This is a genomic window from Neobacillus sp. FW104-15D2 (assembly GCF_058790155.1).
Genome location: NZ_JBYTCJ010000001.1, coordinates 171,008 through 185,675, shown reverse-complemented (window position 1 = coordinate 185,675; position 14,668 = coordinate 171,008). Strand labels below are relative to the sequence as shown.

At 42.3% G+C, this 14,668-nt stretch carries 13 protein-coding genes; all 13 read right to left on the bottom strand.

Translation table 11 applies throughout. The features are described 5' to 3' along the window. A partial coding sequence (locus tag AC3WR0_RS00945; protein WP_492550584.1) for a signal recognition particle receptor subunit alpha occupies nt 1-180 on the bottom strand: 180 nt, incomplete at its 3' end. Between the two features lie 12 nt (nt 181-192). Beyond that, nucleotides 193-525, bottom strand: coding sequence for a putative DNA-binding protein (locus AC3WR0_RS00940; protein ID WP_492550583.1), 333 nt, complete (start codon nt 523-525; stop codon nt 193-195). A gap of 394 nt (nt 526-919) precedes the next feature. Continuing rightward, nucleotides 920-1,903, bottom strand: coding sequence for a signal recognition particle-docking protein FtsY (ftsY, locus tag AC3WR0_RS00935; RefSeq protein WP_492550582.1), 984 nt, complete (start codon nt 1,901-1,903; stop codon nt 920-922). 18 nt (nt 1,904-1,921) lie between these two features. Continuing rightward, the gene (smc, locus tag AC3WR0_RS00930) at nt 1,922-5,488 is read right to left on the bottom strand and encodes a chromosome segregation protein SMC (RefSeq protein WP_492550581.1); all 3,567 of its coding nucleotides are present in this window, start codon (nt 5,486-5,488) and stop codon (nt 1,922-1,924) included. 34 nt (nt 5,489-5,522) lie between these two features. Further along, nucleotides 5,523-6,269 (bottom strand): ribonuclease III, encoded by a 747-nt coding sequence (gene rnc, locus AC3WR0_RS00925; protein WP_492550711.1) that lies wholly within the window; start codon nt 6,267-6,269, stop codon nt 5,523-5,525. 597 nt (nt 6,270-6,866) lie between these two features. After that, entirely contained in the window at nt 6,867-7,097 is a 231-nt protein-coding gene (gene acpP / locus AC3WR0_RS00920; RefSeq protein WP_027323356.1) for an acyl carrier protein, read from the bottom strand. 70 nt (nt 7,098-7,167) lie between these two features. After that, nucleotides 7,168-7,911 (bottom strand): 3-oxoacyl-[acyl-carrier-protein] reductase, encoded by a 744-nt coding sequence (gene fabG, locus AC3WR0_RS00915; RefSeq protein ID WP_492550580.1) that lies wholly within the window; start codon nt 7,909-7,911, stop codon nt 7,168-7,170. Beyond that, nucleotides 7,908-8,855 (bottom strand): ACP S-malonyltransferase, encoded by a 948-nt coding sequence (gene fabD, locus AC3WR0_RS00910; RefSeq protein ID WP_492550579.1) that lies wholly within the window; start codon nt 8,853-8,855, stop codon nt 7,908-7,910. The genes fabG and fabD overlap by 4 nt, the downstream gene beginning before the upstream one ends. A 16-nt stretch (nt 8,856-8,871) precedes the next feature. Further along, nucleotides 8,872-9,897 carry a phosphate acyltransferase PlsX gene (plsX, locus tag AC3WR0_RS00905; protein WP_492550578.1) on the bottom strand — a complete coding sequence of 342 codons (1,026 nt, stop codon included), beginning with the start codon at nt 9,895-9,897 and terminating at the stop codon, nt 8,872-8,874. A gap of 16 nt (nt 9,898-9,913) precedes the next feature. Beyond that, nucleotides 9,914-10,480 (bottom strand): transcription factor FapR, encoded by a 567-nt coding sequence (gene fapR, locus AC3WR0_RS00900; protein WP_492550577.1) that lies wholly within the window; start codon nt 10,478-10,480, stop codon nt 9,914-9,916. A gap of 475 nt (nt 10,481-10,955) precedes the next feature. Further along, on the bottom strand, nt 10,956-13,004 hold the full coding sequence (gene recG / locus AC3WR0_RS00895) for an ATP-dependent DNA helicase RecG (protein ID WP_492550576.1): 2,049 nt from the start codon (nt 13,002-13,004) through the stop codon (nt 10,956-10,958). Next, complete coding sequence (gene sdaAA / locus AC3WR0_RS00890; RefSeq protein ID WP_492550575.1) at nt 12,988-13,884, bottom strand: L-serine ammonia-lyase, iron-sulfur-dependent, subunit alpha; 897 nt, start codon at nt 13,882-13,884, stop codon at nt 12,988-12,990. Before sdaAA ends, recG begins: the two co-directional genes overlap by 17 nt. Before the next feature lie 40 nt (nt 13,885-13,924). Next, nucleotides 13,925-14,587 (bottom strand): L-serine ammonia-lyase, iron-sulfur-dependent subunit beta, encoded by a 663-nt coding sequence (sdaAB, locus tag AC3WR0_RS00885; protein WP_492550574.1) that lies wholly within the window; start codon nt 14,585-14,587, stop codon nt 13,925-13,927. Nucleotides 14,588-14,668 lie beyond the last annotated feature (81 nt).

Genomic DNA, 14,668 nt, shown 5'->3' with positions numbered 1-14,668 from the left:
GGCACGCTCACTGACTTTTTTGACAAATTCCTTTACAACCTTGAAGTTAACGTCCGCTTCAAGCAAAGCGAGGCGGACTTCCCTCATCATTTCTTTTACATCCGCTTCATTTATTTTTCCTTTTCCACGGATTTTCTGTATCGTATTTTGCAGTCGGTCAGCCAACCCTTCAAATGCCATGCTGCCGCCTCCCTAGTCTAATTTCTCAAGCTCAGCAACTGCCTCAAACAGTGCCTGCTTTGAAGGTGAATCTTCTTTTAGTAATTCTTTCACTCTTAAAATTATGCTGCTGCGCTCCTGAAATTTTTCAAGAAGCAGTAGCTTTTTTTCATATTCCTCGAGCATGGCTTCTGTCCGCTTAATATTGTCATAGACCGCCTGGCGGCTGACATCATACTCTTCAGCAATTTCCCCGAGAGAATAATCATCAAGATAATAGAGAGACATATAGCTTTGCTGCTTTGGAGTTAACAACGACTGATAAAAGTCATAGAGAAAATTAATTCTCGTTGTTTTTTCAAGCATGCCTATCCCTCCCTGTTCAGTGAAATGCCTTTGCATTGCAAGTTTACACACAGGTTTTTTTCCTGTCAAGAAAACTTTCTTTACAATAGGTTGTGTTAATTTTTACTGTTGATTTTCATTAAGAAAAGCAAAAATTGACTCGCTTTCCGCGGGCAATCAAGCTTCTGCCTGTAAATAACTTCGTGATAAGCATCTTTGTGCAACTACTTGCAGCTTTGCGACGAGCTGATGGTGAGCTTCTTCGAATATTCTATGGCGCAGGAGCACGCCTCCTCGGCCGCAAACGACCTGCGGGGTCTCGCCTGGCTTGCTTTTCCCGCTGGAGTCTCGCCTATTTTTACTCACATTTCTTCAAATAGCAACGATTTCTTAGAAAAGAGGCCTTAGAATAGATTTATACTGACTCTACCTGGTCTGCAAAGAGTCCGTATACATATTTTTCAGCATCGAATTCCTGCAGGTCATCCATTTTTTCACCAAGGCCAACCAGTTTTACAGGAATTTGCAATTCGTTGCGGATGGCGAGTACAATACCGCCTTTAGCTGTTCCATCCAATTTCGATAGAACAATTCCTGTTACATTAGTCGTTTCCTTGAATGTTTTAGCCTGGATAAGGGCATTCTGGCCTGTGGTTGCATCAAGGACCAGCAGCACCTCATGAGGAGCACCGGGTATTTCTCGTTCAATGACACGCTTTACCTTTTCAAGTTCCTTCATTAGGTTAACTTTGTTTTGAAGGCGTCCAGCTGTGTCACACAATAAAATATCCGCCTTACGTGACTTTGCTGCCTGGATAGCATCAAACATAACCGCAGCAGGATCGGAGCCCTCTGCCTGTTTAATAACTTCTACACCTACTCTGTCTCCCCATACTTCGAGCTGTTCGATAGCTCCTGCACGGAAAGTATCTCCTGCTGCCATTAGAACATTTTTTCCCTCGCTCTTAAATTTATGGCCTAATTTACCGATTGTTGTTGTCTTACCAACACCATTAACTCCGACAAAAAGAATTACAGTTAGACCATTATCCTGAATGTTCAGCTTGGAAGACTGCTCCTTGCTCCCATTGTAGATATCGACTAGCTTTTCGGAAATAACGCTTTGTACCTCCTGTGGATCCTGGATGTTTCTGCGCTTTACCTCCATTTTCAGCTCGTCAATCAGCTTCATAACGGTATCAAAGCCAACATCAGCCTGAATAAGGATTTCCTCCAGCTCTTCAAAAAAGTCCTCGTCCACTTTTCTGTACCGTGCTACAAGATCATTCATTTTACCGGAAAAGTTATTACGGGTCTTTGTCAGGCCTTCCTTAAACTTTTCGGTCACGCTATCCGTTTGTTGTGTTATTTTTTCCTTTAATTTTTTAAAAAAGCTCATTTTTCCACTTCCTTACCATTAAGATTCAACCAGTTCCCTTGTTTCCTCCAGCCTAACTGAGACAAGCTTGGAAACGCCGGATTCCTGCATGGTTACTCCATATAAAACATCAGCTTCTTCCATCGTTCCTTTGCGATGGGTTATAACGATAAATTGCGTTTCAGAGCTGTATCGTTTTAGATATTGACTAAAACGATACACATTTGCATCATCCAAGGCTGCTTCCACTTCATCTAGAATACAGAAAGGCACTGGACGAACCTTTAAAATAGAGAATAGCAAAGCAATGGCAGTCAGTGCACGTTCCCCACCGGAAAGCAGCCCAAGATTTTGGAGCTTCTTGCCTGGAGGCTGAGCAACGATTTCCACTCCGGTATTTAAGAGGTCCTCAGGTTCTGTCAGTCTTAAATCAGCTCTTCCACCGCCAAAAAGCGCCTGGAAAACAGGTTCAAAATGACTGCGAATGCTATAAAAAGTTTCCTCAAACCGTCTTTTCATTTCTATATCCATTTCATCTATAACCTGAGCAAGTGTATCTTTTGCTTCCTGCAGGTCCGTTTTTTGTTCGAGTAAAAATTCATAGCGTTCGGAAACACGGTCATACTCTTCAATCGCACCCAGGTTGACACTTCCTAGTTCCTCGATAGCCAGCTTAATCAACTTTACTTTCTTTTTCGCTTCATCTGCAGGCATCAATAGAGGATACTGCTCTTTTGCCCCTTCAAAGGTAAGCAAATACTCTTCCCTTAAATGAGCAAGACGGTTTTCAAGCTCGACATCAAGACGGTTAAGCTTTACTTCTTCATCCTTTAAAACAACTACCATTCCTTTATGCAGGCGTTTGAGTTCCTTTGCTTCAAGCTCAGCATCCTCAAGAGTATTTTGAAGCTTTAGACGCTCTTCCCTTCTCAAGGAAATAAGCTTAATCGTTTCTTCCTTGTCCCTCTGTTTCTTTGCTGCAGCCGCCTCCAGATGTTCCTCTCCTGAAGAGCTCTGATTCATTTCCGAAGAAAGTAAGTGAAGGTCCTCTGTATATAAGGCATGCTTTTTTTCACTTTCATCTAAATCAGCAGTAATGCTGGCGAAACGTTCTTTTGCATGAGAGAATTGCTCATTTGTCGCAGCAAACCCTACTTTAAGCTCACTGATTTCATTTAATAGAGTTTCCTTGGAGCTTAGGTCGCTTGTCTTTTGTTGTGTTAGCTGCACAATCAAATCGTCCATTCGGGCAATCTTGACGGTGAATTCCTCCAGCTGGTTTTCCAATTCCTGTTTACGTAATGTTAAAGATGACTTTTCCTCAGTATACTGGCTCTTTTCGAGGTCATAGATAGATAGACGCTCGTTAATATTTTTTTCCTCAAGTTCAGCCTCTCTGAGATCCCCTTTTAACTCTTGTTCTCTAAACCGTAACTCTTCACCTTTTTTTCTCAAATCCTCTAAATTTACTTGCTGATTTTGAGAATCTTCCTTAAGGGATTTTACTAGATTTTCAAGCTGCGCCGTTTTGACTTCCATACTGGCCAATTTTTCTTTAAGATCATCCAGCTCCGCTTTACGGCTAAGCAGGGATGAAGACTTCTGTTTCGCAGCCCCGCCTGTCATAGAGCCCCCAGGATTTACAACATCCCCTTCAAGGGTAACCATTCTGGATCTGTATTGGAGAGCTTTTGCTAACTCATTCGCACCCTTCAAATCCTTTGTTACAACTACATTTCCAAGCAGGTTTTGAATGACCTCAGCATATTTAGCATCAAAATCTAATAGGCTTACAGCTGTACCCACAAAGGATGGGTGGCCCTGAATGGATGCGAGCTGGACAGATGAAAGCGGCCTTCCCTTAATAACACTTAATGGCAGAAAGGTTGCGCGGCCATAATTGTTTTTCTTTAAAAATTGGATGGCGCTCCTTGCGTTCTCCTCGTTATCCGTCACCACATGTTGAAGGGAACCGCCCAATGCAGTTTCAATAGCAGTTTCAAATTGTTTAGGTACTTGAATTAACTCAGCAACGGCACCTTCAATTCCCTGAAGACGAGTTCCCCGGGCTTTAAGGACTTCCTTAACTCCCTGGAAAAATCCCGCAAAATCTTCCTCCATATCTTCAAGCATATCTTTCCTGGATTTAGCCTGCTGAAGAAATTGGTAAGCCTGATAAAGTGTTTTTTCCTGTTTATCATATTGGCTTCGTGCATTCTCCAGCTTTCGCTGAGCTTCCCGGAAAAAGGTCACCTGTTCTTCAAGCTGAACCTGAATATCTTTAATGGAGGCCTGAATATTCGCCTTCTTTTTACTGGCCAATTTCCTGTCCTCAAGATATCTCTGGTTTTCTTCATCAAGCCTTAAGCTTTTACGTCCCTGCTGGTCAAGCTGCTGGTCAAGATACTTTAACTCATTTTTAGCACCGGCCTGGTCATTTAAGAGCTCAATATATTCACTTTTTAATGAATCGATTTTTTCTTCAATATTCTCGCTATATAATTGAAGCTGCTGCTGTTTCTCCCTTAAACCTGCCTGCAGCCTCTCCGTTTGTTCACTAAGAGTTTTAACTGCAGCTTCCTGGATCTCTTTTTGAGACCTTAATGCTTCAATTCTTTCAGATAGGTCGGCAATATTTTTTCCAAGCTGAGCTTTGTTCTGAACGGCATTTTTCTTACGTTCCTTCAAAACTTCCTTTCTGCCTTCGAGCTTTTCAAGTTCTTCACTCGCATAAAGCAGAACGTTTTGCAGGTCGCTGACAGATTCATCTAGTGCCGTAACCTTGTCTCTCGAGTCTTCAATTACAGCTTCTTTGCTTTGTAAATCTGCAGAAAGCTTTAGTTCATCATTTTTGTGCTGTTCGAGCTGATTAGAAGTGTTTTCCCATTTTTGGTGGAGATCTTCTATTTCGTAGACAGTAAGAGCTACTTCAATCTTTTCAAGCTCCTCTTTTTTCTCTAAAAAGTCCTTAGCGATGGAAGCCTGTATTTTTAAAGGTTCTACCTGGCTTTCAAGCTCATGGAGAATATCATTTACCCTGTTAAGATTTTCCTGGGTCTCTGTAAGCTTGGATTCAGCTTTTTTCTTACGATTTTTATATTTTAGAACCCCGGCCGCTTCTTCAAAAATAGTCCGGCGGTCTTCCGGCTTGCTATTCAGGATTTCATCTACTTTTCCTTGGCTGATAATTGAAAAGGCTTCCCGGCCAAGCCCGGAATCCATAAATAAATCGATAATATCCTTTAGTCGGCATGACTGTTTATTTATTAAAAACTCACTTTCTCCGGAGCGATAAACCCGTCTCGTCACACTTACTTCGTTGTAGTCTATAGAAAGGCCGTGTTCTTCGTTGTCGAGTGTCAAGGTAACTTCAGCAAAATTTAATGGACGGCGGGAATCGCTGCCAGCAAAAATGATGTCCTCCATTTTTGACCCGCGGAGCGACTTGGCTGATTGTTCTCCTAGAACCCAGCGAATCGCATCAATAACATTGCTTTTTCCACTTCCGTTTGGTCCGACAACGGCCGTTACGCCCTTCACAAAATCTATTTCAATCCGCTCAGCGAAAGATTTAAAACCAATGACATCCAACCTTTTTAAATACATGCAATTTCCTCCTTAGGCGGGCTGGTTATCATACTTACTTTTCCATCGTTGTCTTTAACTTATCGAGGGCCATTTGGGCAGCATGCTGCTCTGCCTCTTTTTTTGATCTTCCCATGCCTGTACCAAGCTCGTCCCCGTTGAGTGAAACACGGGAAACGAATTCACGGTTATGGGCCGGCCCTTTTTCCTGAAGAACACGATATTCCAGTGCTCCAATACCATCCCTTTGCACCAGCTCTTGCAGCTGGCTTTTAAAATCCATCACATGAGAAAAAGCACCTGCATTGATCTTCGGGAAAACAACTTTATCAAGAAAATCAATAACGTGTTCAATTCCTTTATCTAAATAAAGCGCGCCAATGAACGCTTCGAAAACATCTGCAAGAAGGGCAGGTCTTGTTCTTCCGCCTGTCATTTCTTCTCCTTTTCCAAGCAGGATCGATTTGCCAAATGAAAGTTCATTAGCAAATTCAACAAGGGAAGGCTCACAAACAATAGCGGCCCTCAGTTTAGTTAATTCACCCTCGCTCATCATTGGATATTTTCTGAAAAGAAATTGTGACACAGTCAGTTCCAAAACGGCATCGCCTAAAAACTCCAGCCTTTCATTATCTTCAAAAGGCTTTCTCCGATGCTCATTCACATATGATGAATGCGTAAATGCTTGTTTTAATAAATTTTCATTTTCAAAAAAGATGTTCATACTTTTTTGAAATTCCTTAAATTGAGTATCTTTTGCGCGATTCATATTCATTTCGATATCCTTTCCGTAATTGCGCATGAAATATTTAACGGCTGCAATTCGTTTTCCGTTATTGAAATAGGATTCCCCATATTTTAAAGGTGTAAGCGAATTTTGTCTTAAGTCCAAATTCATATTACTTTTATAGGAAGGCTCTTTTCGTAAACCTTGTTGTTTATAAGTGCAAAAATAGACTCGCTTTCCGCTGGCAATCAAGCTGCTGCCTGTAAATAACTTCGTGAAAAGCATCTTGTACAACTACTTGCAGCTTTGCGACGTCTGAACGTTGACTTCATCGGATATTCTGTGGCACAGGAGCACGAGTCCTCGGTCCTAACGACCTGCGGAGTCTCGCCTGGCTTGCTATTTCCGCTGGGCATTGAATTAGCATCTTGGAATCCTCGAACGCACGAAAGAAATGCGCAGCACAAGGAATGCATCCATGAATATACATCGCACGAAATTATGCGAAAGCATAATTGAGGATTTTCGAGGAGTTCCGCCTATATTTGCTTACAGTTTCCTCAAATCGCAACAATCTCTTTGAAAAGAGCCTTTAGCAAAAACCCATTTCCTCTATAATACAGAAGAAAGCCCCGTTTGAAAACGGAGCTTTGAGTAGAAACCCAACGATTATTACTTGTTATTTATGTAATTAACAGCATCGCCAACTGTGCCGATTTTTTCAGCATCATCGTCAGAAATTTCCATATCGAACTCATCTTCCAGTTCCATTACTAATTCAACTACATCGAGGGAATCTGCACCCAGGTCCTCTTTGAAAGAAGCCTCAAGGGTAACTTGAGATTCATCTACACCAAGACGGTCTACGATGATTTTTGTTACACGTTCTAATACATCTGCCATGCTTGTTCACCTCCCCTCAAGCTATTATAGAGTATAACATCAAAAAAATAAAAGTAATATTAAAGAAATATTACATTACCATTCCGCCATCAACGTGAAGCGTCTGGCCTGTCATGTAAGAACTGTCGTCAGAAGCAAGGAAAACCGCCACTTTTGCAATATCCTTCGGCTCACCAAATCTGGCAAGAGGAATCTGCTTCAGCATTTCGGATTTTACTTCTTCAGTGAGTTTTTCGGTCATATCAGTAGTTATAAACCCGGGAGCTACAGCATTAACTGTAATGTTTCGGGATGACAGTTCCTTCGCAGTTGTTTTTGTAAGTCCAATTACCCCTGCTTTTGCTGCAACATAGTTAGCTTGTCCAGGATTTCCGCTCACACCGACAATGGAAGCAATATTAACGATTCTTCCGCTGCGCTGCTTCATCATTTGACGGGTTACGGCTTTCGTGCAAAGGAATACCCCTTTTAGGTTGATATTAATAACATCATCCCATTCTTCTTCCTTCATCCTCATTATAAGGTTATCCTTTGTAATCCCTGCATTATTCACTAACACGTCAAGCTTTCCAAAACGGTCAATCGTTTCTTTTACCATTGATGCAACGGATTCAGCATTGGAAACATCGCATTGAACGGCAAATGCTTCTCTGCCCATTGCTTTTATTTCATCCACTGTTTCGTTAGCTTTTGCTTCACTTCCTGAAAAATTCACAGCTATATTGGCTCCCTCTCTGGCAAATTCAAGAGCAATCTCTCTGCCAATTCCGCGGGAAGCACCAGTAACAAGTACAGATTTTCCTTCTAATTTCATCGAGTTCCCTCCTTCAATGCTTCCATGACCGCTTTTCCGGTTTCCGCATCAGACACGGAATAAGTTTTTGCAGAACGGTCAACTTTTTTCACTAGGCCGGAAAGTACCTTTCCTGGACCAATTTCAATAAAGGTATCAACACCCAAATCAATCATTTTACGGACAGTATCTTCCCATAAAACTGGTGAATAGAGCTGTTCAATTAATTTTTCTTTAATCTCAGCAGAATCTGTCATTGGCTCTGCACTTACATTGGCAATAACAGGAATCAAAGCATTTTTGACATTTATATTGTCCAGAACGGATGACAGTTCCTCAGCAGCAGGCTTCATCAGGCTTGAATGGAAAGGACCGCTCACTTCAAGTGGTATAACTCTTTTAGCGCCTGCTTCTTTGGCTTTATCTCCCGCAAGCTCGACTCCTCGTCTGGAGCCGGAAATAACAATTTGACCAGGGCAATTTAAATTCGCTAACTGCACAGAATTTCCTTCATCCGTAACAGCCTGCGTAACCTCTGTAAGGAGATTCTTGTCCATTCCTAGAACAGCAGCCATGGTTCCTTCCCCATTAGGAACAGCTTTTTCCATTAATTCGCCCCTTTTACGGACAGTATAAACAGCTTCCTGGAAAGAAAGTGAACCTGCAGCAACAAGGGCAGTATATTCACCCAAACTGTGGCCTGCAACATAATCGGCCTTAACCCCTGATTCCTGGAAATAATTAAGAATAGCGATGCTTGTTGTCAGCAGTGCTGGCTGGGCATTAACAGTTAGCGTCAATTCCTCCTGAGGCCCTTCAAAAATGAGCCTGCTAAGCGGAAATCCTAATTTCTCATCCGCCTGGTTAAATACTTCTGTTACCTTTGTATTTTGATCGGCAAGACTTTTGCCCATACCGACAGTCTGTGAACCCTGTCCTGGAAAAAGAAAAGCTATTTTCCCCATGAAAACACTCCTTTTTTTATTCGGATTTTTTACCGGCTTCCACCGTATTTTGAGAAGCCTCCATCTGTTCAATGGTTGATTTAATCAGTCCGGTTACATCGCTGCCGACCATTTCTCTTGTTTGTCTTACTGCACTAAACAACGCCTGGGCGTTGGATGAACCATGTGCTTTTATTACTGGAGCCTTTAAACCGAAAAGCGCGGCTCCTCCATGCTCTGAATAATCCATTGTGTTTTTAAGCTCTTTAAGATCAGGCTTTAAAACTGCTGCAGCAAGCTTGGTTTTAAGACTGCTTGTTAAGGCCGTTTTCAGCATCTTGAAAACAGACATAGCCGTACCTTCAAGTGTTTTCAGGACCATGTTGCCTGTAAAGCCATCTGTAACCACGACATCCGCAGCCCCTTCAAGAAGATCTCTTGCCTCAACATTGCCGATAAAATTGATATCCGCATTTTTTAAAAGTACAAAAGCTTCTTTAGTCAGGTCGTTTCCCTTTTTCTCTTCGGTGCCTATGTTTAGGAGCCCGATACGTGGTTTAGAGATTCCTCTTACCTTCTGGCTGTATATCGATCCCATAATGGCAAATTGAAGCAGGTGCTCCGGCCTGGCGTCCACATTAGCCCCTACGTCCAGCATAAGAAATCCTTCTCCGCCTATTGTAGGCATTGTTGGTGATAAGGCGGGTCTGTCAATTCCTTCAATCCTGCCTATCACAAAAAGGCCTGAAGCCATTAGCGCGCCAGTATTCCCGGCAGATATACAAGCATCTGCCTCGCCATCTGCAACCAGCTTGGCTGCCAGAACCATTGAAGCATTCTTTTTCCGCCGCACAGCTCTCACAGGCTCGTCAGTTCCCAGAATGACCTCTTCTGTATGCAGAATGGAGATACGTTCATGCCCTTTCATATGTTCTTTAATTTTATTTTCGTCCCCTACAAGGGTAATATGTATGTCTGAAAAAGCCTGGACAGCTTTTAATGCTCCCAGCACAATCTCTTTAGGAGCATGATCCCCGCCCATTGCATCAATGGCTAGTTTCATTTTAAATTCGCATCCTTTAACTATGGTTTGAGCGGTACATTTCAAATTCACCTGAAAAAACAAGCTCGGTATTAACAAAGCTGTTTACTTCCACGAAAGTCCGGCCGCTTTCTTCATCAATTTTTGCCACTCTTGCTTTGGCAACTACCCGCTCATTTTCCATGACCTGGCGTTTAAATTGTATATTCGCTTTTGCCGTCAAGGCTAATTCATCGTTGATCACTGCAACGGCAAGAGAGTTTGCCTGGGCAAATACATGGTGGCCCCTGGCAATCTTATTCCTTTTAAAAACATGTTCTTCTTTTACATCGAAAATCGATATCGCATTCTTATCTAATTCAATATCTATAATTTCTCCAATTACTTCTTCGAGCGGAAGAGAACGCACCTCGTCCTCAAATCGTTTCTCAGCCACTGTTTTAATCCGTTCCCGCAGCTCAGGAATGGAAAGCTCCAGGCGGTCAAGGCGGATAGTTTGAACACTCACAGTAAACTTTTCTGCCAGCTCTTCGTCCGTGATAAAAGGGTTATCTTTTATAGTTGAGGCCAATAACTGCTGCCGTTCTTTTTTATTTCGCTTCATCTATTACACCGTCCGTGCTCTTATGACTAGGTACTAATAGTAGTATAAAATTAAGAAAAGCAGATTGCAAGAATTAGTTTCTTTCATTAAACCCGTGTTAGTAGTATGCCGCTGGCTCACAAAACATATATCCGGAAAATTTAAAAGGAAACCAAGTTTGTGATTAAGTTTTCAATAGCAAGTGTGGAGATGGGCATATCCTTACAATTACAGACAATCCAGGCCTATCAGGTCATTCCAAATTTTCCAGTTGGGCAAACTCTTCACAAGGTTTGGAATATGTATAAGTGGTCATATGTATTTTTAAACCGAAAGCCAATTTTTAAGGCTGTTAGAAGTACGGTTAAAAGACCTTGTTGATGAGGAAAAAGGAAATAAATCTGAGATAATCCCCAAAAAATTCAGGAATGACGAAACCTATATACTAATTGAGGTATAAAGAGAAAGGTTGTCCAACACATTGGACAACCTTTATTTAATCAAGTTTTTCTCCATCTAGAACTCCCGTTTGTTCCAGTTCCCTTCGGAGCTGTTCAAACTCGGGTGCTTCCCAAAACATCCGTGACTGAATGAGCTTGGCCGCATCTTCCCTGGCAGTTTCCAGCGCCCTATAGTCATGGACCATGTCGGCCACTTTAAACTCTGGGATTCCGCTTTGCTTTTTGCCAAAAAAGTCACCTGGCCCTCTTAGCTCCAGGTCCTTTTCGCTAAGAACAAAACCATCATTAGTCTCTGTCATGATTTTCATTCGTTCTTTTCCGACTTCTGTTTTTGGATCAGCCAGCAGTATGCAATAGGATTGATCGCTGCCCCGCCCGACACGCCCCCGAAGCTGATGAAGCTGGGAAAGGCCAAATCTTTCTGCATCATAAATAACCATCATTGTCGCATTCGGTACGTTTACCCCTACTTCTACAACTGTGGTCGATACCAGCACCTGGATTTCGTTGGCACTGAAGGCCTTCATAACTGTGTCTTTTTCGTCTGAGCTCAACCGTCCATGCATTAAACCGATGTTGTAACGATTTTGAAAGTAATGTGTAAGTGTGGCGTGTACATCAATTGCATTCTGTACATCCAGTTTTTCAGACTCCTCAATAAGCGGGCAAATGACATAAGCCTGATGCCCTTTACGAAGTTCTTTTTCTACAAATGCAAGCACTCGGTCCAACATCTCCTGCTTTGCCCAGTAAGTCTCAATGCCTTTCCTTCCCGCTGGCATTTCATCAATAATGGAAACATCCATTTCTCCAAAAACGGTAATGGCCAAAGTCCTTGGGATAGGGGTTGCTGTCATAAAAAGAACGTCGGGATTTTCTCCTTTTTCACGGAGGACTCTCCTTTGCTCGACACCAAAGCGATGCTGTTCATCTGTTATAACAAAACCAAGCTTCTTGAAGGTTACCTCGTCTTGAATTAAAGCATGGGTTCCTATCAAAATATGAATATTTCCTTCCGCCAATTCCTGCAGTAATCCTCTTCGCGCCTTGCCTTTAACTGAAGACGTGAGGAGCTCACACCGTATTCCAAAGGGACTAAGCATAGCTTTAAGGGATGAGGCATGCTGTTCAGCCAAAATCTCAGTTGGAACCATCAATGCCCCTTGGTAACCGGCAGTTACACCGGCAAATAGGCAGATAGCTGCTACCACCGTCTTTCCGGAACCAACATCTCCTTGAAGCAGCCTGTTCATCCTAAAGGGGGATTTCAGATCCGTTAGTATTTCATTTACTACTCTTTTTTGTGCATCTGTAAGAGGAAAAGGAAGGCTGTCGATAAACTCTTTTAACCTTTCAAGATCATAATTCATTTCAATACCGGGAGAATGTTCTCTTTCAAACTTCCTCAACGCCTGCATTTTCAACTGAAATGATAAAAATTCTTCGTATACAAACCTGCGCCTTGCCTGTTTTAAATCTTCACCATTATCCGGGAGATGGATAGCACGCAGAGCATCTCTCCGGGTTAGCAGCTTATATTTTTTTAAAATGGATACAGGCAGAGTTTCTTCTGCCAAAGTACCAAATTGCTGGAATGCTAATTTAATATATTTACGCATTCCCTTCATCGTTAATTTCCCTTTTAACGCATAAACAGGTTCAAAGTCATTACTGTTTGTATAGCTTCCGACATGCATCTCATTCGCTGTAATAAGCTGCCGATGCTGATCCCACTTTCCAGTTACAGTTATGCTGTCATTAATTGAAATTTTATTTTTTAAGTACGGCTGGTTAAAAAACACAACCTGAATTAAGTATCGGTCAACAAGAAGGCGGAGAGTCAGCCTTGATTTTTTTCTTCCATAATAGACGAGAGAAGGCTCACTGTGAACCTTCCCTTCAACCGTCACCTTTTCATCATGCTTTACTTCTGCCAAATCACGCAGGCGGTAATCCTCGTACCTGTAAGGAAAATGCTCCAATAGGTCATTTACTGTTAAAATGCTCATTTCCGCAAGTGATTCGGCTGTTTCCTCCCCAATTCCCTTGATAACCGTTACAGGCTGATTAAGATTTGGATTCACGTCTATTGAGCGGTATTCCGAAGATCTTGGCCTCCAATTCACGGCCTGTCGGAGTAGCCGCCAACCCTCCCTGTGCTGTTTCTTTAAGTGCGGTCGGCATGGACTGTCCTATTCTGTACATGGCATCAATAACCTCATCACAAGGAATGCGGCTTGTGATACCTGCAAGCGCCATGTCTGCAGCGACCATTGCATTAGCGGCCCCCATTGCGTTTCGCTTCACACACGGAACCTCTACAAGGCCAGCTACTGGATCACAAACAAGTCCAAGCATATTTTTTAACGTTATTGCCATAGCATGCGCACATTGTTCAGGTGTTCCGCCTGCCATCTCAACAATAGCGGCAGCAGCCATACCTGAAGCGGAGCCTACTTCAGCCTGGCAGCCTCCTGCCGCGCCTGAAATCGAAGCATTATTGGCCACAACAAAGCCGAAAGCCCCTGATGTAAATAAGAAGGAAACCATTTGTTCACGAGTTGGGTTTAATTTCTTTTTAACAGCAAATAATGTTCCTGGCACTACTCCTGCAGAACCAGCAGTTGGCGTAGCACAAATGGTACCCATTGCCGCATTCACTTCATTGGTCGCGACCGCCTTGCTAACCGCATCCAGAATAGTTTCCCCTGATAAAAACTTACCTTTTTCTATATATTTCTGAAGAAGAACCGCATCGCCTCCAGTCAGACCTGAGTGGGATTTTACCCCTTTAAGCCCCCGTTCAACTGCCTCTTCCATTATTTTAAGATTATGATCCATTTGGGAAAAAATTTCTTCCCTTGTACGGCCTGTTACATTCATTTCCTGCTCGATCATAAGCTCAGATATCTTTTTCTTCTGGCTAATTGCCAGTTCTACTAATTCGGCAACATTACGAAACATTTGTCTGCCCCCTTTTTTTACATTGAGATAATATCTATTTTTAATCTACGATTTTAGTAACTTTTAAAACAATTGGCAGCTGTTCTATTTCTTGGAGAATATGATCACCAATATTATGATCTACTTCAATAGTCATTAATGCCATTTTTCCTTTTTCCTTACGGGAAACATCCATATGCCCTATATTAATTTCATGTTTAGCAAGAATATTGGAAACTGATGCGATAGCGCCAAAGCGGTCATTATGGACAACCAGAATGGCCGGATGATGCCCTGATAATTTTAACTCAAAACCATTTAATTCAGTTATCTCAACTTTCCCTCCGCCAATCGAGATTCCGACAAGCTCAAGCTCACCGTTCTCATCGCCAATTTGAATTCTTGCTGTATTGGGATGGTCTGTGATCGCGTCTTCCTCGATAAACCTTATTTTCATACCGTGCCCTTTTGCAATGTCAATCGCCTGAATGATCCTTTCATCATGGGTGTCAAAGTCCAGGATCCCCCCTACGATTGCTACGTCTGTACCATGGCCTTTATAGGTCTTGGCAAATGAACCATAAAGTGAAATATTTGCCCATTTTGGCTCCCGTCCAAATAAAGTTCGGGCAAGTCTCCCAATTCGTGCTGCGCCTGCAGTATGAGAACTTGAGGGACCTATCATAACCGGCCCAATTATATCAAATACGCTTTTATATTTCATCGCACATTCCCCTTTTTAAAAACTGGCTTCACAATGAAAGCGGTTTTATAAATTTATTTATATATAAGACCTTAAAAAGGT

Bases quoted from the DNA above. Each gene is read 5' to 3' on its own strand.
- AC3WR0_RS00940 (WP_492550583.1), bottom strand. From the start codon at position 525: ATGCTTGAAAAAACAACGAGAATTAATTTTCTCTATGACTTTTATCAG.
- ftsY (WP_492550582.1), bottom strand. From the start codon at position 1,903: ATGAGCTTTTTTAAAAAATTAAAGGAAAAAATAACACAACAAACGGAT.
- smc (WP_492550581.1), bottom strand. From the start codon at position 5,488: ATGTATTTAAAAAGGTTGGATGTCATTGGTTTTAAATCTTTCGCTGAG.
- rnc (WP_492550711.1), bottom strand. From the start codon at position 6,269: ATGCGCAATTACGGAAAGGATATCGAAATGAATATGAATCGCGCAAAA.
- acpP (WP_027323356.1), bottom strand. From the start codon at position 7,097: ATGGCAGATGTATTAGAACGTGTAACAAAAATCATCGTAGACCGTCTT.
- fabG (WP_492550580.1), bottom strand. From the start codon at position 7,911: ATGAAATTAGAAGGAAAATCTGTACTTGTTACTGGTGCTTCCCGCGGA.
- fabD (WP_492550579.1), bottom strand. From the start codon at position 8,855: ATGGGGAAAATAGCTTTTCTTTTTCCAGGACAGGGTTCACAGACTGTC.
- plsX (WP_492550578.1), bottom strand. From the start codon at position 9,897: ATGAAACTAGCCATTGATGCAATGGGCGGGGATCATGCTCCTAAAGAG.
- fapR (WP_492550577.1), bottom strand. From the start codon at position 10,480: ATGAAGCGAAATAAAAAAGAACGGCAGCAGTTATTGGCCTCAACTATA.
- sdaAA (WP_492550575.1), bottom strand. From the start codon at position 13,884: ATGTTTCGTAATGTTGCCGAATTAGTAGAACTGGCAATTAGCCAGAAG.
- sdaAB (WP_492550574.1), bottom strand. From the start codon at position 14,587: ATGAAATATAAAAGCGTATTTGATATAATTGGGCCGGTTATGATAGGT.